Origin of the sequence: Cellulomonas flavigena DSM 20109, assembly GCF_000092865.1 — a bacterium.
In the GTDB taxonomy this organism is placed as follows: domain Bacteria; phylum Actinomycetota; class Actinomycetes; order Actinomycetales; family Cellulomonadaceae; genus Cellulomonas; species Cellulomonas flavigena.
Genome location: NC_014151.1, coordinates 1,071,305 through 1,092,984 on the forward strand (window position 1 = coordinate 1,071,305; position 21,680 = coordinate 1,092,984).

The window sequence follows — 21,680 nt, forward strand, 5'->3', positions numbered from 1 at the left end:
GGCTGGATTGGCGTCTCGGGGGTGGGGGTGGGGCTGGATTGACGTCTCGGGGGTGGGTGTGGGGCCGGGCTGACGTCTCGGGGGTGGGGGTGGGGGACGGGTCAGGTGGTGACCTCGGCGGTGAGCTCGCCCGCGGCGACGCGGACGCGGAGGCGGTCGCCCGCGGTGACGTCGTCGGGGCTGCGGACGACGACCCCGTCGGCGCGCTGCACCACCGCGTACCCGCGTTCGAGCGTCGCGGCGGGGGACAGTGCACGTACCTGGCCGGCCAGCCGCGCCGTCTCGGTCGCGGCGAGCGCGACGGCCGCGTCGACCACGGCCCGACCCCGCGCCGTCAGCCGACGCAGCACGTCGACGTGCGGGTCGACGAGCGTCTCGGGGCGCGCCAGGACGGGCCGGCTGCGCAGGTGCGCGAGTGTCGACTCCTCCCGGGCCAGCCGGTGCTGCACGGCCGCGCGCGTGCGGGTGCGTGCCTGGACCAGGCGGGCGCGCTCCTCGGTGACGTCGGGCACGACGCGCTTGGCGGCGTCGGTGGGCGTCGACGCGCGCAGGTCCGCGACCAGGTCGAGCAGCGGGGAGTCCATGTGGTGGCCGATCGCGCTGACCAGCGGGGTGCGGCACGCGGCCGCGGCGCGCACCAGCGTCTCGTTGCTGAACGGCAGGAGGTCCTCGAACGAGCCGCCGCCGCGCGCGACGACGACCACCTCGACGCGCGGGTCGGCGTCGAGCTCGGCGATGGCGGCGGAGACCTCGGGCACCGCGCTCGGACCCTGCACGGTGACGCGGCGGATCTCGAACTGCACCGCGGGCCAGCGCGCGCGGGCGTTCGATACGACGTCGTGCTCGGCGTCGCCCTGCTGCGCGCACACCAGTCCGACGACGCCAGGCAGGAACGGCAGGGCCCGCTTGCGCGCGTCGTCGAAGAGGCCCTCGGCCGCCAGCACGCCCTTGAGCTGCTCGATGCGCGCGAGCAGCTCGCCCAGTCCGACGAGCCGGACGCGGTCCGCGGCGAACCCCAGCGAGCCCTTCTTCACCTGGTACTGCGGGCGGGCGTGCACCACGACGTGCGCGCCGTCGGCGAACCGGTCGCCCAGGCTCATCGCCGCGACCGCGGGCAGCGTCACGGAGATCGACATGTCGAGGTCGGTGTCACGCAGCGTGAGGAACAGCAGCGAGTTCCACCGCCGCACGTTGAGCAGTTGCCCCTCGACCCACACCGGCGGCATGCGCGCGACGTAGTCGGCGACCTTGGGGGCGAGGTGGCGCACCGGCCACGGACGCTCGGGCGTGGTGTCGGCGGCCTTCAGCGGCAGCGGCAGCGCGGCGGGTGGGGCACCGGCCGCGAGGGCGCTCGTCTCGTCGTGCACGTGCCCAGCCTGCCCCACGGATCCGACAGCGACCGACGCGAGACACGGGCGCCGGGCCCGCGTCGCGCGGGTCTCGTGGAGGTCAGGTCACGGTGACCGGCCTCACCCGGGCCCCTGTGCGACCCGGCGCCTAGACTGGCGAGGTGACCCACGCTGCCCCCGACCCCGCCGACGTGCGCGCCGCCGACGCCCCGCGCAAGCGCGTGCTCCTCGCCGCGCCCCGCGGGTACTGCGCCGGTGTCGACCGCGCCGTCATCGCGGTCGAGAAGGCCCTCGAGCACTACGGCGCCCCCGTGTACGTGCGCAAGGAGATCGTGCACAACCGGCACGTCGTCGACACGCTCGCGGCCCGCGGCGCGGTGTTCGTGGACGAGACCGACGAGGTGCCCGAGGGCGCCCGCGTCGTGTTCTCGGCGCACGGCGTCTCGCCCGCGGTCAAGGCGTCGGCCGCCGCGCGCAACCTGCAGACGATCGACGCGACGTGCCCCCTGGTGACCAAGGTTCACAAGGAGGCGGTGCGCTTCGCGGCCGACGACTTCGACATCCTGCTCATCGGCCACACCGGGCACGAGGAGGTCGAGGGCACGCAGGGCCACGCCCCCGAGCACATCCAGGTCGTGAACTCCCCGGACGACGCGGACCACGTCGAGGTGCGCGACCCCGAGCGGGTCATGTGGATCTCGCAGACCACGCTGTCGGTCGACGAGACGATGGAGACGGTCCGCCGGCTGCGCGTGAAGTTCCCGCACCTGCAGGACCCGCCGAGCGACGACATCTGCTACGCGACGCAGAACCGCCAGGTCGCGGTGAAGAAGCTCGCACCGTCGTGCGACGTCGTCATCACGGTCGGCTCCGCGAACTCGTCGAACTCCGTCCGGCTCGTCGAGGTCGCGCTCGACGCCGGTGCGGGTGTGTCGTACCGCGTCGACAAGGCGGCGGAGATCGACCCGGCGTGGCTCGTCGGCGCGACGACCGTGGGCGTCACGTCGGGTGCGTCGGTCCCCGAGATCCTCGTGTCCGACGTGCTGGCGTTCCTCGCCGAGCACGGCTTCGGCGAGGTCGAGGAGGTCCGCACGGCGACGGAGGACCTCATGTTCTCCCTGCCGCGCGAGCTGCGCGCCGACCTCAAGGCCGCGGGGGAGCCGACGGGCCGTCCGCGCCCCGACGGTCGCCGTCGCCTGGACGTCCAGCCCGTCTGACGCACGCCGCCGGGCGACGTCGCACGAACCGACGCTCCGTGGGCGGTTCGCCCGCTATCGTCCGGTTGCGTGAAGACGCCTCCCACGCACTCCCCTGACCCGCGCGCCGCGTGGCGGCGCCGCGTGCTCGCCCTCGTGGCCTCGGCCTCGGCGGTGACGCTCCTCGCCGCGACGCCCGCCGCCGCGCTCGGCACGTCGCTGCCCGGCAAGACCCCGGTCCCGGTCGCCACGGTCACGCCGTCCGGCGCGCTGAGCACGGTGATCCCGGCCGGGACGTGGCTCGACGTCGAGAACTCCCAGGGCTCGACCAAGATGTTCCCCGTCGGCGACGAGATGTCGGTCGCCGTCGGCGACGCGGGGGAGAAGCGCCTCGTCACCCTGACGATCCCGACGACGCTGGAGAAGACGCGCGGCCCGGTCGACCGCGCGATGCTCATCTGGAGCGTGCGCTGCCACCCCATCGAGGACACGCACGACGGCATCATCGGCGGGGTGCGGCAGCCGAAGGCCGGTGACGTCACGTCGACGGGAACAGTGGTCTCGGGGTCGCCGGTCAACGGCAAGAACCTCACGCGCAACGTCCTCCTGGGCGAGACGCACACCGCCGTCGTGCGGACCCTCGTGGAGTTCAGCTCGCCCGGCCACTACACGTGCCGCGGGGAGTGGGGTGCACGGTCACGGTTCGCCGTGGGCGGCGAGAAGGTGAAGGTCGTCGGCACGAGCACGCTGGAGGCGACCGCGCCCGTCGCCGACCCGGAGAACGCCGTCAACTGCTACTGGCCGGCGACGAAGGAGTTCGTCGGCGGGCACCCGGAGGACTGCTACTACAGCGCGGCGCCCGAGCCCGGCTCCGCGGCCGAGCGCGCCGTGCCCGGCGGGGCCGCCCTGCGCATCAACAAGGTCCGGACGACCGTCGCGAAGCCCTCGGACACCGCGCCCGGCCGATGGATGCTCGCGCAGGCGCACCTGGCCGTCACGACGTGCGCCGGCAGCCAGCAGTCGACGTCCCCCTGCACCACGGCGGACCTCGGCGGCGGGTCGCTCGTCGAGGGCACCATCGTGCTGCGCGACCAGGACGACCAGCCCTACCCGGCCGCGTGCGTCGAGGTCGACAGGACGCTCGACGGCACGAAGCGGCTCGACGTGTCCTCGGCGGTCCACCACGATGCCGTGCTCGTCGAGCTGCGCTTCCGCATCAAGCCGAGACCCACGTCCACGTCGACGTCGATGTGCGAGCACCGCAACCTGCGTCTGACGTCGCACGTCGCGGTGCTCTCCGGCAAGGCGGCGTGGGCGGAGCACTCGGCCTCGCAGCTCTCGGTTCTCGTCGAGCCCTGACCGAGCCGCGCGGCTCCCGGGTCACGCCCCGGGGGCCGCGCGCCCCTCGTCGAACCCCGAGCCGGCGCGGTGCGACGCCGTGCGCGCTGCCTCCTCGTCGAACGCCCGGGCGTCCCGCGCGGTGCTCCCGCTCCCGAGGACCGCGTCGTCCAGCGACACCACCTGCTCGGTGGCCGACGCGACGAGCTCGGGCGCGCTCAGCGCGGTGAGGCGCGGGTTGGCCGGCTCGGGCGTCGGCAGGTCGGCGTCGACGACGTGCAGGTCGGCGAAGCGCCGGGCGCTGACGAGCACGCGGGACTCGAACGACCCGACGGCCTGGTTGTAGGCACCGGCGGCGGCGTCGATGGACCGGCCCAGGCGCGCCAGGTGGCCACCCATCGTCGCGAGCCGCCCGTGCAGCTCCTTGCCGAGCGAGAGCACCTGCTGCGCGTTCGCGGCGAGCGCGTCCTGCCGCCACGCGTACGCGATGGTGCGCAGCAGCGCGAGCAGCGTGGTGGGGGTCGCGAGCACGACGTTGCGCTCGAACGCGTACTCCACGAGCGTCGGGTCCTGGTCCGCGGCGGCGTGCAGGAACGACTCGGCCGGCACGAACATCACGACGAACTCCGGTGCGGGGGCGAACTGGTCCCAGTAGCGCTTGGACGCCAGGTCGTCGACGTGCTTGCGCACGTGCCGGGCGTGCGCCGTGAGCCGCTCGGCGCGCACGCGTTCGTCGTCCGTCTGCGCGGCCTCGAGGAACCCGAGGAACGCGACCTTCGCGTCGACGACCACGTGCTTGCCGCCGGCCAGGCGCACCACCATGTCGGGGCGCTGCAGCCCGTCGTCGGTGCGGACCTGCTCCTGCTCGACGAAGTCGACGTGCGCGAGCATGCCCGCGGCCTCGACGACGCGGCGCAGCTGCACCTCGCCCCACCGCCCGCGCACCTGCGACGAGCGCAGCGCGGTGACGAGCTGAGAGGTCTCGCCGCGGAGCTGCTCGGACGCGGCGCGCATGGCCCGGACCTGCTCGCCGAGGGCGGCGTTGCCCTCGACGCGCGCGCGCTCCGCCTCCACGAGCTCGGCGCGCACGTGCTCGAGCGTGCGGGCCAGCGGCTCGACCATCGCCCGCACGGCCTGCTCGCGCTGCGCGAGCTCGCCGACCTGCGTCTGGTGCTCGGCCGCGAGCCGCTGGTGCGCGAGCGCGAGGAACTGCTCGCTCGTCGCGGCGAGCGCCTCGTCCGCCAGGGCACGGAACCGGTCGCCGGCTCCTGCGCGCTCCGCGTCCAGGAGTGCCCGGGCCCGGGCGGCCTCGACCTCCGCCGCGCGGACGCGGTCCGCGGTCGTGCGTGCGGCCCGCGCCGACGCCGCCGCCCACGCGAGCGCGGCACCGACGACCAGCCCGGCGAGCAGGGCCGCCACGAGCGACCCCGCCCCGGGCGTGGCGGCGGGCGTGACGGCGGCGAGGGCGGCGGTGACGTGCATGCGCCCACCCTGTCAGGAGCCTCCGACATGCCCCGCACGCCGCGCGGCCCGGCCCGCGCCGGTCACTCGTACTGGGCGGTCCTCAGCAGCCGGACGCCGGTCTCGAGCGCCAGGCCCAGCAGCATGCCGTCCTCGGGGACCGTCGGGCCGGGCAGCTCACCGGGGCCGATGCGCGTCGCCTGGATGCGGGTGCGCACGCCACCGGTGAGGCGCTTCGGGACGTCCTCGACGACGCCGTCGCGCCCGCCGTCGAGCAGGTCGCGCAGCCGGGCGAGCGCCGGGTCGCCGGACCGACCGCCCCGCACCGCGCGCACGCGCTGCGTCACCTCGGCGAGCCACGCCGTGTCGCGGCACAGCCGCGGGTCGGTGGTATACAGCACGACGGCGTCCCGGGGGCGTCGGTCGGTGGGGTCGTCCAGGCTGCGGTCCGCCTGCACGACCGACACCCGCACCAGCGGGGCGTTCCGCGCCTCCTCCTCCCACCGCTGCCGGGCTGGCCGCACGAGCGCGGACGGTCTGCCGTGGAGGCCCTCGACCACGGAGAGGTTCGGTCGCGACGTGGCGACGAGGCGGTCCCACCGGGGCGTCGTCATGCCACGAAGCGAAGCAGCCCCGGTGGCCGCGGCGCGCGTCCCGAGGGCCGGAACCTTCCGCGGCGTCGGGAGGCCGGCACCCGCCGACCGGAACACGGGTCCCCGACAGGCGCCGGGGACGAGGAGCGGGGTTCCGGTCGGCGGGGGGTCAGGCGTAGTACGACGCGGGCAGCAGTTTGACGGACTCCTCGAGCCCGAGGCCGAGCAGCAGGCCGTCCTCGGGGATCGCGCGCCCGGGCAGGTCGGCCGGGTTGACGAACGTGACGTGCATCCGGGCGTGCGCGCCGCCCGTCAGGCTCGCGGGCAGGTCCTCGAAGAAGTTGCTGTCCTCGTCGGCCAGCAGGTCGGCGAACCGGTCGACGGCCGGGTCGCCCGTCCGCGTCTCCTTGAGCGCGCGCACCCGCTCGGTGAGCTCGCGGAGCCACTGCGCGTCGCGGCTGCGTGCCGGGTCCCGCGAGTACAGCAGGACGGCCGGCGCGAACGTCGAGTGCTCCGCGTCCCACAGCACGCGGTTGGCCTGCACGACGGACGCGAACACGAGCGGCGCGTGCACGACCCCCTGCTCCCACTTGCGGACCGCGCCGCGCAGGAAGAAGAACGGCTTGGTCCAGACCTCCTCGATCTCCTTGGTGACGGGTCGCGGCGTGGCGACCAGGCTCTCCCACTTTCCACTCTGCATGGCGCACAGGGTCCACCCCGGAGGGCGCGCAGGTCAGGCTGGCGGCACCGGAAGGTTCCGGGTCGCCGGCCCCGTCCCGGGGCGGAGCGCAAGCTCCGTCCCGCGACCGATCCGTCCGGCGACCCCGCCGCCCTATCCTCGACGCCGTGACCACGTCCCCGCCCCTGCCCCAGCCCGGTCCCGGGCCTGCCGGCCCCGCCCCCGGCGGCGCCGCGCCCGTGCCCGGTGCGCCCGCGATCGCCCTGCGCGGCCTGTGGCGCCGCTTCGGCGACAAGGTCGCCGTCGCCGGCATCGACCTGACGATCCCGGCGGGCTCGTTCTACGGCATCGTCGGCCCCAACGGCGCGGGGAAGACGACGACGCTGTCGATGGCGACGGGGCTGCTGCGCCCCGACGCGGGGACGGCGCTCGTGCACGGCGTCGACATCTGGGCGCACCCGGTGCAGGCCAAGCGGATCCTCGGCGTGCTGCCGGACGGCGTGCGCCTGTTCGACCGCCTCACCGGCGCCCAGCTCGTGACGTACGCGGGCCTGCTGCAGGGGCTCGACCGCCCGACGGTCGCCGCGCGTACGGCCGACCTGCTGGCGGCCGTCGGTCTGCAGGCGGACGCCGACACGCTGGTCGTCGACTACTCGGCGGGCATGACCAAGAAGGTCGCGCTCGCGTGCGCGCTCGTGCACGCCCCCCGCGTCCTGGTGCTCGACGAGCCGTTCGAGGCCGTCGACCCCGTCTCGGCGGCGAACATCCGCGAGATCCTCCAGCAGTACGTCGCGGGTGGCGGGACGGTGGTCGTGTCGTCGCACGTCATGGACCTGGTGCAGCGCATGTGCGACCACGTCGCCGTCGTCGCCGAGGGGCACGTGCTCGCGGCGGGCACGGTCGACGAGGTCCGTGCCGGCCGCTCGCTCGAGGAGCGGTTCGTCGAGCTCGTGGGCGGGCGGATCAGCGGGGAGGGCATCGCGTGGTTGCGCACCTCGTCCGACTGAAGCTGACCCTGCTGCGCAACGGCCTGCGGCGCAGCGTCTGGCAGGTGCTCGGACTGGTCGTGGCGGCGCTGTACGGGCTCTCGGTGCTGGCCGGCGTGGTCGTGGGCGTCGTCGCCCTGGGGGTCGTCGACGCGCCGCTGCGGGCGGACCTCCTCGTCGTCGTGGGCTCGCTCGTCGTGCTCGGCTGGTGGGTGGTCCCCCTCGTGGCGTTCGGCGTGGACGCGACGCTCGACCCGCGTCGCTTCGTGACGTTCGGCGTGCCGCGCCGGGACCTGCTGGTCGGGCTGACGCTCGCCGGGCTGATCGGCATCCCGGGGATCGTGACGACGCTCGGCGCGCTCTCGACGCCGCTGGCGTGGTGGCGTGACCCGCTCGCCGCCCTGGCCGCGCTCGTCGGCGCCGTGCTCGCGGTTCTCGCGTGCACCGTGGGGGCCCGCGCGACGACGACGGTCCTCGCCCCCGTCCTCGGCAGGCGGCGGGTGCGCGAGGTCGTGGCGGCGGTCGCGGTGCTCCCGGTCGTCCTCCTCGGTCCGATCATGCAGGGGCTGACGCAGGCGACGTCGGGCGTCGGCGGGCTGGGTCCCGTCGCACGGGTGCTGGCCTGGACGCCCCTGGGCGCCCCGTGGGCGCTGGCCCCCGCCGTGGTCGCAGCGGACTGGGGTGGGCTCGCCCTGCGCCTGGCCATCGCGGTCGCGACGGTCGCCCTCGCGCTCGTCGCGTGGTCCTGGGCGCTGGACCGCACGCTGACGAACCCCGTGAGCGAGGGGGGTGACTCCCGCTCGCGGGGCCTGGGCTGGTTCGCGCGGCTGCCCGCGACGCGCACGGGTGCGGTCGCCGCGCGCGCCGCGACCTACTGGGTGCGCGACCCCCGGTACGCCGTGGCGGTGCTCGTCGCACCCGTGCTGCCGCTGGTGCTGGTCGCGTCGTCGCCCGGCAGCCAGATCGTGCTGATCGCCGGGCCCGTCGCCGCGTTCACGGTCGGCTGGAGCATCTCGGCGGACGTCGCATACGACGGCACTGCGTTCTGGTCGCACGTCGCGTCGCCGCTGCGTGGCGTGGCCGACCGGTGGGGCCGCGTGGTCGTCGCCGGGGTGATCGGCCTGGTCATGATGGTCGTCGTGGTGCTGGGCACCGTCTGGTACGCCGACCGCTGGGACGCCCTGCCGGCCCTGCTCGGTGCCGGCCTGGGGCTGCTCCTGACGGCGCTCGGCGGCGCGAGCGTCGTGTCCGCCATGGTCGTGTACCCCGTGCAGCTGCCGGGCGAGAACCCGTTCGGCACCAAGCAGGGTGCGAGCGCGGCCGCGTTCACGTCGCAGTTCGCCGGCTTCACGCTGGTCGGGCTGCTCGCGGCGCCGGTCGCGGTGCTGGCGCTGCTGTCGGTCGTGCAGCAGTCCGCTGTGCTGGGCTGGGTCGCGCTCGTCGTCGGCCCCGTGCTCGGTGCGGCCGTCCTCGTCGGCGGCGTGCGGTGGGGCGGGTCCCTGCTCGAGCGCCGCGGACCGGAGCTGCTGCAGCGGATGCGGTCCTTCACGTGAGTCCGCGCCGGTCGCGTGCGGGCGCGGTGCCCTCCGCCCCGCCCGCGACCGGCACCCGGACCGTCGTGCTCGCACCGGAGACCTTCAACCTCGCCGAGACGACGCGCGCGATCGAGGTCGCCCGCGCGCTCGCCGGCCGGCACCGCTGCGTGTTCTCCGGCTACAGCGAGCGGTACGCGTCGCTGGTGCGGGACGCGGGCTTCGAGATACGGATGCTCGAGCCCGTCCTGACCGACGCCCAGGCCGAGCAGCTCCTGCGGTTCGACCAGGGGCGCGCGCTGCGCAGCGGCTTCGACGTGCCGACCGTCCGCGCGCGCGTGTCCGCCGAGACGGCGCTGCTGCGCGAGGTCGACGCCGCGGTCGTCGTCAACGGCTGGACCATGACGCAGCTCGTCTCCGCACGGGTGGTCGGTGTCCCGCTCGTGCAGCTGGTGCCGTACGCGTTCAGCCGCCCGCACCTCGAGACGCTGCGGCGTGTCCCGGTCAACGGCGGCTCGTCCGCGCTCGCCCGTGGGGTCGACACCCTCGCGGGCACGCTGCTGCGGCACGGCCTGCCGCGCCTGACCGTCCGACCCCGCGCGTTCGACGTCGTCGCGCGCGAGCACGGCCTGCGCCTGCCGCGCCCGACGGTGCTGGCCATGGAGGCCGACGTCACGCTCGTGGCGTCGATGGCGGGGTTCCTCGACGACGTCCCCCTGCCGCCGGGCTTCGCGCACGTCGGGCCGGTGTTCGCGCGTCTCGACGTGCCCGTGCCCGACGACGTGCGGCGGGCCGTGACCTCGTCGGACCGCCCTGTCGTGTACGTCGGGCTGGGCAGCTCGGCGTCCGCGCGACTCGCCGAGCGCGTGCTGCGGGCGCTCGCGGCGATGCCGGTGACGGCCGTCGCGCCCGTCACGCAGTACCTCGACGCACCCGCGCGCGAGCGGCTCCAGGCCGAGCTGGGACCGCACGTGCTGCTGACGGACCTGCTGCCGACGCCCGAGGTCCTGCCGCTCGTCGACGCGGCCGTCCTGCACGGGGGCGAGGGCACGGTGCAGGCCGCGGTGACGAGCGGTGTGCCGTTCGTCGGGATGGGCCTGCAGCTGGAGCAGCGGTGGAACGTCGACGAGTGCGAGCGGCACGGCGCGGCCCTCGCCGCCCGGCCGGCGGAGGTCGGCTCGCGTCGGTTCGCGGCCAAGGTCGCGGCCGTCGTCCGCGACCCGCGGTTCCGCACGGCCGCGCGGGGCCTGCAGCAGCGGCTCGCGGGCGTCGACGGCGCGGCACGCGCGGCCGAGCACGTGCACCGGCTCGTCACGACCGGCGAGCGGCCGTGAGCCCCGGACCCGGCACCCGCCGGGCCCCGTAGACTCGTCGCCCGTGGCTCTCACCATCGGCATCGTCGGCCTGCCCAACGTCGGCAAGTCCACCCTCTTCAACGCGCTGACCCGCGCGCAGGTCCTCGCGGCCAACTACCCGTTCGCGACGATCGAGCCGAACGTGGGTGTCGTCCCGCTGCCGGACCCGCGGCTGGCGACGCTCGCGGAGATCTTCGGCTCCGAGCGGATCCTGCCCGCGACCGTGTCGTTCGTCGACATCGCCGGCATCGTCAAGGGCGCGAGCGAGGGCGAGGGCCTGGGCAACAAGTTCCTCGCCAACATCCGCGAGGCCGACGCGATCTGCCAGGTGACGCGCGCGTTCGCCGACCCGGACGTGGTGCACGTCAGCGGCAAGGTCGACCCCGAGGGCGACATCGAGATCATCGCCACCGAGCTCGTGCTGGCGGACCTGCAGACCCTCGAGAACGCGATCCCGCGTCTCGAGAAGGAGGTCCGCGGCAAGAAGACGGAGCCCGAGGTGCTGGACGCAGCGAAGCGTGCGCTCGCCGTCCTGGAGACGGGGCAGACGCTGTTCGCCGCGGGACTGGGCGACGACGAGCACGTGCGCGCGCTGCAGCTCATGACGGCCAAGCCGTTCATCTACGTCTTCAACACCGACGACGAGGGGCTCGCGGACACCGCGATGCAGGAGCGCCTGCGCGCCCTGGTCGCGCCCGCCGACGCGATCTTCCTCGACGCGAAGTTCGAGTCCGACCTCGTCGAGCTCGACGAGGACGAGGCGCGCGAGATGCTCGAGGCCAACGGCCAGACCGAGTCGGGCCTCGACCAGCTCGCGCGCGTCGGGTTCCACACCCTGGGCCTGCAGACGTACCTCACGGCGGGTCCCAAGGAGTCGCGCGCCTGGACGATCCGCCAGGGCTGGACGGCCCCGCAGGCCGCGGGCGTCATCCACACGGACTTCCAGAAGGGCTTCATCAAGGCCGAGGTGATCTCGTTCGACGACCTGGTCGAGGCCGGGTCCGTCGCCGCGGCGCGGGCCGCGGGCAAGGCCCGGGTCGAGGGCAAGGACTACGTCATGCACGACGGCGACGTGGTGGAGTTCCGCTTCAACGTCTGACGCGCCGTCCGCTCGGCCCTGATCGAGCGTGTCCCGCCCGAGGTGCCGTCGTGCCACGACTGGTGTCGTCCCAGGTCCAGGGGCGGTCTCGAGGTGCGGAGGGTCGATGACGACACAGGCGGCACCTGCGTGAGCTCGCCGGTGTCGATCTCTGCTGCGTGGCGTACCGGGCCCCACGGCCGCGGCGGTGGGGTCCGCGAGCGGTGCCGCCTGACACGGCCGTGACGGGGTCGAGGTCTTGGACGTGGCGGCTACTGTCAGCAGTCATGGGTCTCCTCGGTGGTCGTCGCGCGCCCGTGCCGCTCGTCGAGCTGTGGCGGGTGCCCGTGCGGGGCCACGTGTCGCACACGGTGCGGTGCGACGCGGGAACGGGCTCGGTGTGGGTCGGGGACGGTACCGTCGCCTTCGCGTCGCTGGCGCTGCACCGGCTCGACCTCGCGACGGGCGTCGTGACGGCGGACGTGCGCACACGGCACCAGCAGGCGCGCACGACGGCACTCGCGGGCGGGTCGCTCTGGGTGGCCACGGACCGTCGCCTGCTGCGTGTGGACCCGTTGACGCTCGAGGTGCAGGGCACCTGGGAGGAACGGCTGGTCCGGTACACCGACCGGCTGCTCCCGCTCGACGACGCCCGGTTCGTCATGGCCAACCGGGTCGCACCGGCCATGGGGGTGCTCGACCTGGCCACGGGCCGGACGCGACGCGTCACGGTGGGCGCGAACCCCGTGGTCGCCGCTCTCCCGGACGGCGTCGCCGTCGCGCGGCGGACGGGCGAGGGCGGGTGGCGTCGTCTCGACGTCGGGACGCTTCGGCTCGTCGACGAGCGTCCTGGACCCCGGGTGGTCGCGATGGCCTGGCTCGACGGCCTGTGGGCGGTGCCCGCGGGCAGCCGGGACGGGCACGACGGCACTGCGCGTGTCGTGCGGCTCGACGGTGACGCCGGCCACCGGCTCACCGGTCGCGCGTCAGCCCTCGTGGCCGACCCGGGGCGAGGTCTGCTGTGGGCCGTCCTGGAGGACGGGCTCCAGGCTGTCGACGTGCGCTCGGGCACCGTGGGGCACGTCCACCGGCTGCCGTCGGGGTCCCGTGTGAAGCACGTCGCGCCCGACGCCGGCGTGGTCGCGACGACGCTCTGGGGGGAGCCCGACGACGACGAGCTCGTGCTGTACCGCCTGCCGGTCGGGTAGTACTCAGTCGGTCCGCGGGCGCCGCCGGTCCTGCTTGAGCTGCGCACGCTCGCGCTTGTCCTGCAGCCGCCGCCGCTGCGACGCGCGCGTGCGGCGGGTGGGGCGGCGGGGGACCGGGGGAGCGACCGCCCCGCGCAGCAGGTCGGCGAGACGCTCGCGCGCGGCGGCACGGTTGCGGCGCTGCGACCGCTGCTCGGTGGCCGTGACCGTCAGCACGGTGCCGGCGAGGCGCGGCGCCAGGCGCGCGAGCACGAGGGCGCGTTGGGCGTCGTCGAGCGCGGAGGTCGTGGCGAGGTCCAGGCTGAGCTGGACGCGCGAGTCGGTGGTGTTGACGCCCTGGCCGCCGGGGCCGGACGCGCGGGAGAACTGCTCGACGAGCTCGTCGGCGGGCACGATGAGACCGCGCGGGGCGCCGGGCCCCGTGGTCACGTGCAGGTCGTCCACCCGAGACATTGTGGAGGGCGCTGCCGCGTGTTCGGCGCGCATCGCGCGCGCGGTCACGCCACGATGGGGACCATGGCGACGACGCTGACGGGCCGGCAGGTGGCGGAGCTGGCCCCCGACGGCTGGGTGCTGGTCGGGGACGGGCTGCGCACGTGCGTCGTCACGGGGGGCTTCGCTGCGGGGTTGGCGCTCGTCGACGCGGTCGGCGCGGCCGCGGAGCAGGCCGACCACCACCCGGACCTCGACCTGCGCTGGGGGCACGTCGACGTCCGGCTGTGGAGCCACGACGCGGGCGGGGTGACGCAGCGCGACGTCGAGCTGGCGCGGACGGTCTCCGCCCTGGCGTCCGACGCGGGGCTGACGCTCACGGTCGCGGGGCTGCAGAGCCTCGAGCTCGCGCTCGACACCCCCGACGCCGCGCGCGTCCTGCCGTTCTGGGAGGCGTTCCTCGCCTACCGGCGCCCGGAGGGCGGGCAGGACGTGCGCGACGTCGCCGGCCGGCTCCCGCCGGTGTGGTTCCAGGAGTCGGGTGCGGGCGAGCCGCGGCAGCGGTGGCACCTCGACGTCTGGGTGGACCCGGGTGAGGTGCGCGGTCGCATCGAGGCGGCCGTCGCGGCGGGCGGGCGGGTCGTCGACGACTCGCAGGCGCCGGCGTTCTGGGTGCTGGCCGACGCGGACGGCAACCGTTCCTGCCTGTGCACGTGGCAGGACCGCGAGGGGGAGGAGGGGGCATGACGGCGACGTGCCGGGAGGATCCGCCATAGCAGAGGTCCAGGCGCAGCGGAGTAGTCGGACGTCCTCTTCCACCCGAACGTGGGATGTGTCGGGAGCGTTTCGGCCTAGTTAAGGCCGTGCGTGTCTCGCATCATGGACGGTACTGACCAGTATCAATCAGGTAACGATCGACATGGGCGAACGTCCATGTCTCCTTTGTCCGGCCAGCCCGGGCTAGCGTGGCCACAATTCAGGCGGGCGACTGCGCCTGCGGGCCCCTCACTCCAGACGCGGGGTCGCGCGGTCACGTCCACCACGTCTCAGGAGGAACATTGAGGATCACACGGAAGGCTGCCCTCGCGTCGGTCGCGACGGTCAGCGTCCTCGCCCTCGCGGCCTGCACCGGTAGCGGCGACGACACGTCGGGTGACGACGACAACGCGGGGATCAACACCGACACCGCGATCAACATCGCCTGGAACCAGCCGTTCTCGTCCTTCAACGGCGAGAGCATCACGGGCAACGCGACGGCCAACAACATCATCACGTACATGGCCAACTCGCGCTTCAACGACTACAACGCCGACCTCGAGGTCGTGCCGGACGAGTCGTGGGGCACCTACGAGAAGGTCTCCGACGACCCGCTGACCGTCGCGTACACGTACGCCGACACGGCGAAGTGGTCGGACGGCGTCTCGGCCGGCCCGGCCGACCTCCTCCTGGAGTGGGCCGCCCAGAGCGGCAAGTTCAACAACGTCGAGCCCGAGTACGACGACGAGGGCAACGTCACCAACCAGGACGCGCTCGACGCGGGTGTCTACTTCGACGCCGCCAGCCCGTCCGTGGCGCTGATCACGGAGACCCCGGAGATCGACGGCGACACGATCACCCTCGTGTACTCCAAGCCGTTCGCCGACTGGGAGGTCGCGATCGACAACAACCTCCCCGCGCACATCGTGGCGCAGCGGGCCCTCGGCATCGAGGACCCCGAGGAGGCGACCGAGGCCCTGATCGCCGCGATCACCGACGAGAACCTCGAGGACCTGTCGAAGATCGCGAAGGTCTGGAGCGACGACTGGAACTTCGCGTCCCTGCCCGACGACCCGCAGCTGCTCGTCACCTCGGGCCCGTACACGATCACGGAGTTCGTCGAGCAGCAGTACCTGACGCTCACGGCGAACCCCGACTACGAGGGCGACAAGAAGGCCGTCTTCGAGAAGGTCACCGTCCGCTACAACGGCGACCCGATGGGTCAGGTCCAGGCGCTGCAGAACGGTGAGGTCGACCTCATCAGCCCGCAGTCGACGGCGGACGTCCTCAAGGCGCTCGAGGCGATCGACGGCCTGACCGTCGAGACGAACGTCGAGGGCACGTACGAGCACGTCGACCTGCAGCAGGGCAACGGCGGTCCGTTCGACGCCGCGACCTACGGCGGCGACACCGAGAAGGCCCACAAGATCCGCCAGGCCTTCCTCAAGACGATCCCCCGCGAGAAGATCGTCACCGACCTCATCCAGCCGCTGAACCCCGACGCCGAGGTCCGCAACTCCTTCACGCAGGTGCCCGGCTCGCCGATGTACGACGGCATCGTCGAGGCGAACGGCCAGCAGGACGCCTACGGCGAGGTCGACATCGAGGGTGCCAAGGCGCTGCTCGCCGAGGCCGGTGTGCCCAGCGTCCAGGTGCGTCTGCTCTTCGACCCGGACAACACGCGCCGTGTGAACCAGTACGAGCTCATCAAGGGCTCGGCCGCCGAGGCCGGCTTCGACGTCGTCCCCTACACGGTCCAGACGGACTGGGGTACGGACCTGTCGAACGCGCGGTCGTTCTACGACGCGGCGCTCTTCGGGTGGCAGTCGACCTCGACCGCCGTCACCGAGTCCGACGCGAACTACCGCACCGGCGCGACGAACAACTACTACGGGTACTCCAACCCCGAGGTGGACGCGCTGTACGACGCGCTGCAGACCGAGACCGACGCCGCCGAGCAGGAGCGGATCCTCGGTGAGGTCGAGAAGCACCTGGTCGACGACGCGTTCGGCGTGACGATCTTCCAGCACCCGGGCGTCACCGCCTGGAACCCGGAGAAGATCGGCAACGTCCAGAAGCTGGGGATCGCGCCGACGATCTTCTACGGCTTCTGGGAGTGGACCGCAGGCGACGCGGCCACCGAGGGCGCCTCCGAGTGACGCACCGGGCCCCGGCGCACCCGCGCCGGGGCCCGAGCGGCTCACCGCACGCACGAGGGCGCCGGGGGTTGCGGCCCGCGGCGCCCTCGTGCGTGCCTGCGCAGACCGGTGCCGCGGCGCCGCACGCACCTGCGTCCCGGGCCGCGTCCCACATCCACCTGGACGTCAGCGGGATACGATCCCGGACGACCGGCTTCCCGCCACACCCGAGGTAGCCCTCCGTGCTGAACTTCCTCCTCCGCCGCATCGCGGCCGGGATCGCCACGCTCGTCGTGGCGCTCTTCCTCATGTACCTGCTGGTCGATCGGGCGATCGACCCGCTGCAGGACCTCATCGAGAGCACCGCTCCCAACAAGCAGCAGCTCATCGACCAGCGCATCGCCGACCTGGACCTCGACGTCAACGTGGTCGTCCGGTTCTTCCAGTGGTTCGGCAACCTGCTGACGGGTGACCTCGGCACCGCGTGGCGCTCCGGGCGGGACGTGAGCGACGTGCTGGTGCACGCCATCGGCTCGACGCTCGAGCTGGTGACCGCCTCGACGCTGCTCGCGGTCCTCCTCGGCGTGACGGTCGGCATCGTGTCCGCGCTGCGGCAGTACAGCGCGTTCGACTACCTGATCATCTTCCTGTCGTTCCTGCTGTTCTCGCTCCCGTCCTTCTGGGTCGCGGTGCTGCTCAAGCAGTGGGCGGCCATCGGCTTCAACGACTTCCTGCGCGACCCGGTCGTGGCGTGGCCGGTGATCATCGGGGCGTCCCTGGTGGTCGGGCTCCTGTGGTCGCTCGCGATCGGCGGCACGGCGCTGCGACGGCTCCAGGTCTTCGGCACCGCCGCCGCGGCCAACGTCGCGCTGCTGGCCTACGTCCAGCTCACGGGGTGGTGGGAGCGGCCGCAGATCGGCCCCGTGCTGCTCCTCGTGCTCGGCGCCGGCAGCGCGTTCGCGGTGGTCGGCGTGTTCGCCGGGCTGCACAACCGCCGGGCGCTGTGGACGGCACTGACCGTCGTCGTGCTCGGCACCGTCCTGTACTTCCCGATGCAGGTGGTCTTCGACTCCGTCGCGGAGTCGCACTGGATGATCGCCGGGCTCGGGCTGCTCTCGGCCGCGATCGGTTACGTCGTGGGCCGCCTCTACGGTGGCGCGGACTGGCGCCTGTCGGCGCGCGCCGGCGCCGCGGTCGCCGTGGTCATGGGCGCACTGATCTTCGTCGACCAGGTCATGCAGGTCTGGGGCCCGTACTTCAAGGCACTGTCGGGTCGCCCGATCCCGACGTTCGGCGACCGCACGCCGAACCTCGGCGGCAACTACTGGGTCCAGGTCCTCGACTCGTTCACGCACCTGGCGCTGCCGACCCTGACGCTCGTGCTCATCGCGTTCGCGTCGTACACCCGGTACTCGCGGTCGAGCATGCTCGAGGTGATGAACCAGGACTACATCCGCACCGCGCGCGCCAAGGGCCTGCCGGAGCGGCTGGTGGTCGTGCGCCACGGGTTCCGCAACGCCTTGATCCCGCTCGCCACCGTCGTCCCCATCGACGTCATCACGCTGCTGGGCGGCGCGATCATCACCGAGGCCGTCTTCGCGCGGCCCGGCATGGGGCAGCTGTTCGTGGGGTCGCTCGACGGCGCCGAGATCGACCCGGTCATGGCCTACCTGCTCGTGACCGCCTTCCTCGCCATCCTCGCCAACATCATCGCGGACATCGTGTACGCGACGATCGACCCCCGGATCCGGTTGGACGCATGAGCACCCCGATGACACCCCCGTCCGACGCGCCGCTCGACGACCGCCTCGAGAACGAGATCGAGCTCAAGGAGGTCGAGGGCCTCTCCCAGGGTCAGATCGTCCGGCGCCGGTTCTTCCGCCACAAGGGCGCCATCCTCGGTCTGGTGATGCTGGGCCTGACCACCCTGCTGGCACTCACGTCCGTGGGCGTCGGCCCCGTGCCCGGCTGGTGGGAGTGGACGCCGTACCAGACGCCGTCGGTCGTCGACGGCGGCCGGCCGTCGATGTCCCTGCCCACGTGGCTCGGCGGCAGCGGCTTCGCGATCGGCGAGCACCCGTTCGGCCAGGACGAGATCGGCCGCGACATCTTCGCGCGCGTCATGGCGGGCGTGCAGACGTCCCTCATGGTGATGGTCGTCATCGGCGGCGTCTCGGCGATCATCGGCATCGCGATCGGTGCGGCGGCGGGGTTCTTCCGCGGCCGCTCCGACACGGTCCTCATGCGGCTGACCGACCTCGTCATCACGGTCCCGACCATCGTGATCGGCGCCGTCGTCGGCAAGATCGCCGGCACGGTCAGCGGCGTCGTGTTCGCCGTCGCGATGGGCCTGATCCTGTGGACGACGCTCGCCCGCCTGGTCCGCGGCGAGTTCCTCTCCCTGCGCGAGCGGGAGTTCGTCGACGCCGCGCGCGTCGCCGGTGCGAGCAACCTGCGGATCATCTTCAAGCACATCCTGCCGAACGCGATCGGCACGGTCATCGTGTCGGTCACGCTGCTCATGAGCTCGGCGATCCTGCTGGAGACGGCGCTGTCGTTCCTGGGGTTCGGCATCGTCGCGCCGGAGATCTCGCTGGGCCAGCTCATCAACCAGTACCAGCAGGCGTTCGCGACGCGGCCGTGGCTGTTCTGGTGGCCGGGCCTGTTCATCATCGTCATCGCGCTGAGCATCAACTTCATCGGTGACGGTCTGCGCGACGCGTTCGACCCGCGCCAGAAGCGCATCCCGTCGGAGCGCAAGATGGCCAAGGCGATGGCGGCGGACGCCGCCGTGGCGCGCGCGACCACCCCGACGGTCCGGCCGGCGGACCCCTCCGGCGACCCCGGCACCGGGTCGTGACCGGCGTGCTCCGCTCGTCAGCCCGTGACCAGCACCGCGACGCTCAGGGCGGTGAGCACGGCCACGGCGCCCACCGTCACGACGTGCACGCGGCGCGCGGGCGCCAGGCCTTGCGCTGCGGCGACACGCTGCGCACCGTCGAGGTGGCCCGCGCGCACGAGCGCGTCGTGCCGGGCCTCGATGGCGGCGCCCACGGTCTCGGCCGTGGCGCGCAGCGAGCGGACGGTGCCCTCGGCCGGCAGCGCGGCGGGCGGGGGCGTGCCGCCGCGGCGCACCCGACGGGCCGTGCCGCTCTCGCGCGGTGCGGCGAACACCGTGACGTCGCCGCCCGTCGTCCGCACCACCAGCGACCAGCCGTACTCGACCTCGCGGAACGTGGGCCACGGCACGCGCACGGTGCGCAGGACGTTGCGCACCACGACCTCGCCGTCGGACACCTCGACGCCCGGGGCCCAGAACAGCGCGCCGACGACGGCCACGACGAGGGCCGCGAGCGGCAGGGCGCGCAGCGCCCCGCCCGCGCCGTCCTCGACGCCGACCGCCACGACCGCGACCAGGGCGACCACCGCCACCGCTGCGGTCAGGCCGCGCCCGTAACCCGACGTGAACTCCTGCGTGGCACCCACGTGACCATGCTCGCAGACCGGCACGGCGTCACCCCCACCGGGTGCACGGCGCACGTGCAGGAAGGACGCTGAAACGGTGGCCATCGACACCCCTGAGGTCCCCACGCGGACCGACGAGCCCGTCCTGTCGGTGCGGGACCTCGGCGTCGACTTCTACGTCGACGGCACGTGGTACCCGGCCGCGGCCGACGTCTCCTACGACGTGCGCCCGGGCGAGGTGCTCGCGATCGTCGGCGAGTCGGGGTCCGGCAAGACGCAGTCCTCGATGGCGCTGCTGGGCCTGCTGCCGCCGAACGGCCGCGCCCGCGGCTCGGCGAAGCTCGGTGACCGTGAGCTGGTCGGCATGCCGACCAAGCGTCTGCGCCGCATCCGCGGCAAGGAGATCGCGGTCATCTTCCAGGAGCCGATGACGGCCCTGAACCCCGTCTTCACGGTCGGCTTCCAGATCGTCGAGACGCTGCGCGCGCACTTCGAGATCGGCCCCGCGGAGGCGCGCGAGCGCGCGATCGAGCTGCTGCGGCTCGTCGACCTGCCGAACCCCGAGAAGCGCGTCGACTCCTACCCGCACCAGCTGTCGGGCGGGCAGCGGCAGCGCGCGATGATCGCGCAGGCCCTGGCGTGCGACCCGACCCTGCTGATCGCGGACGAACCGACGACCGCGCTCGACGTCACCGTGCAGGCGGAGATCCTCAAGCTGATGCGCGACCTGCGCGAGCGGATCGACGCGGGCATCGTGCTGATCACGCACGACATGGGCGTCGTGGCCGACATGGCCGACACGATCATCGTGATGAAGGACGGCCGGATCGTCGACCAGGGCGCGGCGGCGGACGTCTTCCGCAACCCGCAGCACCCGTACACCGTCAAGCTGCTCGACGCGGTGCCGCACCTCGGCAAGTCCGTGTCGCGCGAGCCGGTGACCACGGAGCCGGTCGTGGCACCGGCGCCCGTCCTGGAGGACGGCACGCCGCTGGCGCTCGATGCGCAGGACGTCGTCATCGAGTACCCCGGGCGTCGCCGCACGCCGACGTTCCGGGCCGTCGACGGGGTCTCGCTGCAGGTCCGGCAGGGCGAGGTCGTGGGCCTGGTCGGCGAGTCGGGGTCCGGCAAGACGACCATCGGCCGGGCCGTCGTCGGCCTGCTGCCGGTGACCAGCGGGTCCCTGAAGATCGTCGGCCAGGACATGGTCGGCGCGTCGATGAAGGACCTCAAGCCGCTGCGCACCAAGGTCGGCATCGTCTTCCAGGACCCGGGCTCGTCGTTGAACCCGCGCCTCCCGATCGGTGAGTCCATCGCCGAGCCGCTGCTGCTGCACCGCGGCATCAAGGGCGCGGCGATGCAGCGCGAGATCGAGCGGCTGCTCGACCAGGTGCACCTGCCGCGCGCGATGCGGAACCGATACCCCCACGAGCTGTCCGGCGGTCAGCGTCAGCGCGTCGGCATCGCCCGCTCGCTCGCGCTCGAGCCGCGGCTGCTGGTCGCGGACGAGCCGACGTCCGCGCTCGACGTGTCGGTGCAGGCGGCGGTGCTCGACCTCTTCCAGGAGCTGCAGCGCGAGCACGGCTTCGCGTGCCTGTTCATCAGCCACGACCTGGCGGTCGTCGAGATCCTGTCCGACCGGATCGCGGTGATGCGCAACGGCCGGCTGGTCGAGGTGGGTGAGACCTCGCAGGTCGTCCACGACCCGCAGGACCCGTACACGCAGCGCCTCATCGCCGCGGTGCCCGTGCCCGACCCGGACGCGCAGAGGGAGCGCCGGGTCGCCCGCGACGCCCTGCTGGAGGCGCAGCGCGCCGAGCTCGAGGCCGAGGAGGCGCGGCAGGCCGCCGACGCCGCGCGGCACGACGCCGTCGGGATCGACGAGGTCGACAACGAGCGGACCCGGGGCACGGGCGTCTGACCCCGGCCGCCCGACGCCCGGCCGCCCCCCGGGGTGGCCGGGCGTCGTCGTCCGCGCTCCTGACGCGCGGGCGTCGGACCGGGGCAGAGCGCCTCGCACGGCGTCCGGTGTGCGGTGGGACGGGCGGGTGCGCGGCGGTGCGGTGCGATCGTGCCGATTCGCGGCTCTCGTGGGGTTCAGTCCGCGCGTCCGC

General features: G+C 73.6%; 18 protein-coding genes. 12 read left to right on the forward strand and 6 right to left on the reverse strand.

Annotated features, from left to right (window positions below; all coding sequences use genetic code 11):
• Nucleotides 1-101 precede the first annotated feature (101 nt).
• Nucleotides 102-1,367: an exodeoxyribonuclease VII large subunit gene (gene xseA / locus CFLA_RS04875; RefSeq protein WP_013116208.1), complete on the reverse strand. Its 1,266-nt coding sequence runs from the start codon at nt 1,365-1,367 to the stop codon at nt 102-104.
• Nucleotides 1,368-1,510: 143 nt separating this feature from the next.
• Between xseA and CFLA_RS04880 the strand changes: the two genes are divergently transcribed.
• Nucleotides 1,511-2,566, forward strand: a complete 1,056-nt coding sequence (locus CFLA_RS04880; RefSeq protein ID WP_013116209.1) for a 4-hydroxy-3-methylbut-2-enyl diphosphate reductase — start codon at nt 1,511-1,513, stop codon at nt 2,564-2,566.
• Nucleotides 2,567-2,635: 69 nt separating this feature from the next.
• Nucleotides 2,636-3,904, forward strand: coding sequence for a hypothetical protein (locus tag CFLA_RS04885; RefSeq protein ID WP_043598809.1), 1,269 nt, complete (start codon nt 2,636-2,638; stop codon nt 3,902-3,904).
• 21 nt (nt 3,905-3,925) lie between these two features.
• On the opposite strand, the gene CFLA_RS04890 is transcribed toward CFLA_RS04885, so the two are convergent.
• From CFLA_RS04890 to CFLA_RS04900, 3 genes are all read right to left on the reverse strand, one after another.
• A complete protein-coding gene (locus tag CFLA_RS04890) occupies nt 3,926-5,365 on the reverse strand; it encodes a DNA recombination protein RmuC (RefSeq protein WP_013116211.1) in 1,440 nt (479 codons plus the stop codon).
• 62 nt (nt 5,366-5,427) lie between these two features.
• Nucleotides 5,428-5,958 (reverse strand): hypothetical protein, encoded by a 531-nt coding sequence (locus CFLA_RS04895; RefSeq protein ID WP_013116212.1) that lies wholly within the window; start codon nt 5,956-5,958, stop codon nt 5,428-5,430.
• A gap of 148 nt (nt 5,959-6,106) precedes the next feature.
• Nucleotides 6,107-6,637, reverse strand: a complete 531-nt coding sequence (locus tag CFLA_RS04900; RefSeq protein ID WP_013116213.1) for a hypothetical protein — start codon at nt 6,635-6,637, stop codon at nt 6,107-6,109.
• Between the two features lie 146 nt (nt 6,638-6,783).
• Here CFLA_RS04900 and CFLA_RS04905 point away from each other — a divergent pair, with 146 nt between their 5' ends.
• The 5 genes from CFLA_RS04905 to CFLA_RS04925 all read left to right on the forward strand — a co-directional run bounded on the left by CFLA_RS04905 (nt 6,784) and on the right by CFLA_RS04925 (nt 12,775).
• The gene (locus CFLA_RS04905) at nt 6,784-7,623 is read left to right on the forward strand and encodes an ABC transporter ATP-binding protein (RefSeq protein ID WP_013116214.1); all 840 of its coding nucleotides are present in this window, start codon (nt 6,784-6,786) and stop codon (nt 7,621-7,623) included.
• Nucleotides 7,599-9,155: a hypothetical protein gene (locus CFLA_RS04910; RefSeq protein ID WP_013116215.1), complete on the forward strand. Its 1,557-nt coding sequence runs from the start codon at nt 7,599-7,601 to the stop codon at nt 9,153-9,155. The genes CFLA_RS04905 and CFLA_RS04910 overlap by 25 nt, the downstream gene beginning before the upstream one ends.
• 26 nt (nt 9,156-9,181) lie before the next feature.
• On the forward strand, nt 9,182-10,468 hold the full coding sequence (locus tag CFLA_RS04915) for a glycosyltransferase (protein WP_043598813.1): 1,287 nt from the start codon (nt 9,182-9,184) through the stop codon (nt 10,466-10,468).
• Nucleotides 10,469-10,511: 43 nt separating this feature from the next.
• Nucleotides 10,512-11,588 carry a redox-regulated ATPase YchF gene (gene ychF / locus CFLA_RS04920; RefSeq protein WP_013116217.1) on the forward strand — a complete coding sequence of 359 codons (1,077 nt, stop codon included), beginning with the start codon at nt 10,512-10,514 and terminating at the stop codon, nt 11,586-11,588.
• 266 nt (nt 11,589-11,854) lie between these two features.
• Nucleotides 11,855-12,775, forward strand: a complete 921-nt coding sequence (locus tag CFLA_RS04925; RefSeq protein WP_013116218.1) for a hypothetical protein — start codon at nt 11,855-11,857, stop codon at nt 12,773-12,775.
• Nucleotides 12,776-12,778: 3 nt separating this feature from the next.
• Here CFLA_RS04925 and arfB read toward each other — a convergent pair whose 3' ends face one another.
• A complete protein-coding gene (gene arfB / locus CFLA_RS04930; RefSeq protein ID WP_043598815.1) occupies nt 12,779-13,219 on the reverse strand; it encodes an alternative ribosome rescue aminoacyl-tRNA hydrolase ArfB in 441 nt (146 codons plus the stop codon).
• Nucleotides 13,220-13,291: 72 nt separating this feature from the next.
• On the opposite strand from arfB, the gene CFLA_RS04935 reads away from it, so the two are divergent.
• From CFLA_RS04935 to CFLA_RS04950, 4 genes are all read left to right on the forward strand, one after another.
• Nucleotides 13,292-13,954: a 4a-hydroxytetrahydrobiopterin dehydratase gene (locus CFLA_RS04935; protein ID WP_043599844.1), complete on the forward strand. Its 663-nt coding sequence runs from the start codon at nt 13,292-13,294 to the stop codon at nt 13,952-13,954.
• Nucleotides 13,955-14,265: 311 nt separating this feature from the next.
• Nucleotides 14,266-16,122 (forward strand): ABC transporter family substrate-binding protein, encoded by a 1,857-nt coding sequence (locus CFLA_RS04940; protein ID WP_013116221.1) that lies wholly within the window; start codon nt 14,266-14,268, stop codon nt 16,120-16,122.
• A 221-nt stretch (nt 16,123-16,343) separates the two neighbouring features.
• The gene (locus tag CFLA_RS04945; RefSeq protein ID WP_013116222.1) at nt 16,344-17,864 is read left to right on the forward strand and encodes an ABC transporter permease; all 1,521 of its coding nucleotides are present in this window, start codon (nt 16,344-16,346) and stop codon (nt 17,862-17,864) included.
• Nucleotides 17,861-18,961, forward strand: coding sequence for an ABC transporter permease (locus CFLA_RS04950; RefSeq protein ID WP_013116223.1), 1,101 nt, complete (start codon nt 17,861-17,863; stop codon nt 18,959-18,961). Before CFLA_RS04945 ends, CFLA_RS04950 begins: the two co-directional genes overlap by 4 nt.
• 17 nt (nt 18,962-18,978) lie before the next feature.
• On the opposite strand, the gene CFLA_RS18905 is transcribed toward CFLA_RS04950, so the two are convergent.
• Nucleotides 18,979-19,587, reverse strand: a complete 609-nt coding sequence (locus CFLA_RS18905; RefSeq protein ID WP_013116224.1) for a PH domain-containing protein — start codon at nt 19,585-19,587, stop codon at nt 18,979-18,981.
• Nucleotides 19,588-19,663: 76 nt separating this feature from the next.
• Between CFLA_RS18905 and CFLA_RS04960 the strand changes: the two genes are divergently transcribed.
• Nucleotides 19,664-21,487: an ABC transporter ATP-binding protein gene (locus CFLA_RS04960; protein WP_013116225.1), complete on the forward strand. Its 1,824-nt coding sequence runs from the start codon at nt 19,664-19,666 to the stop codon at nt 21,485-21,487.
• Nucleotides 21,488-21,680 lie beyond the last annotated feature (193 nt).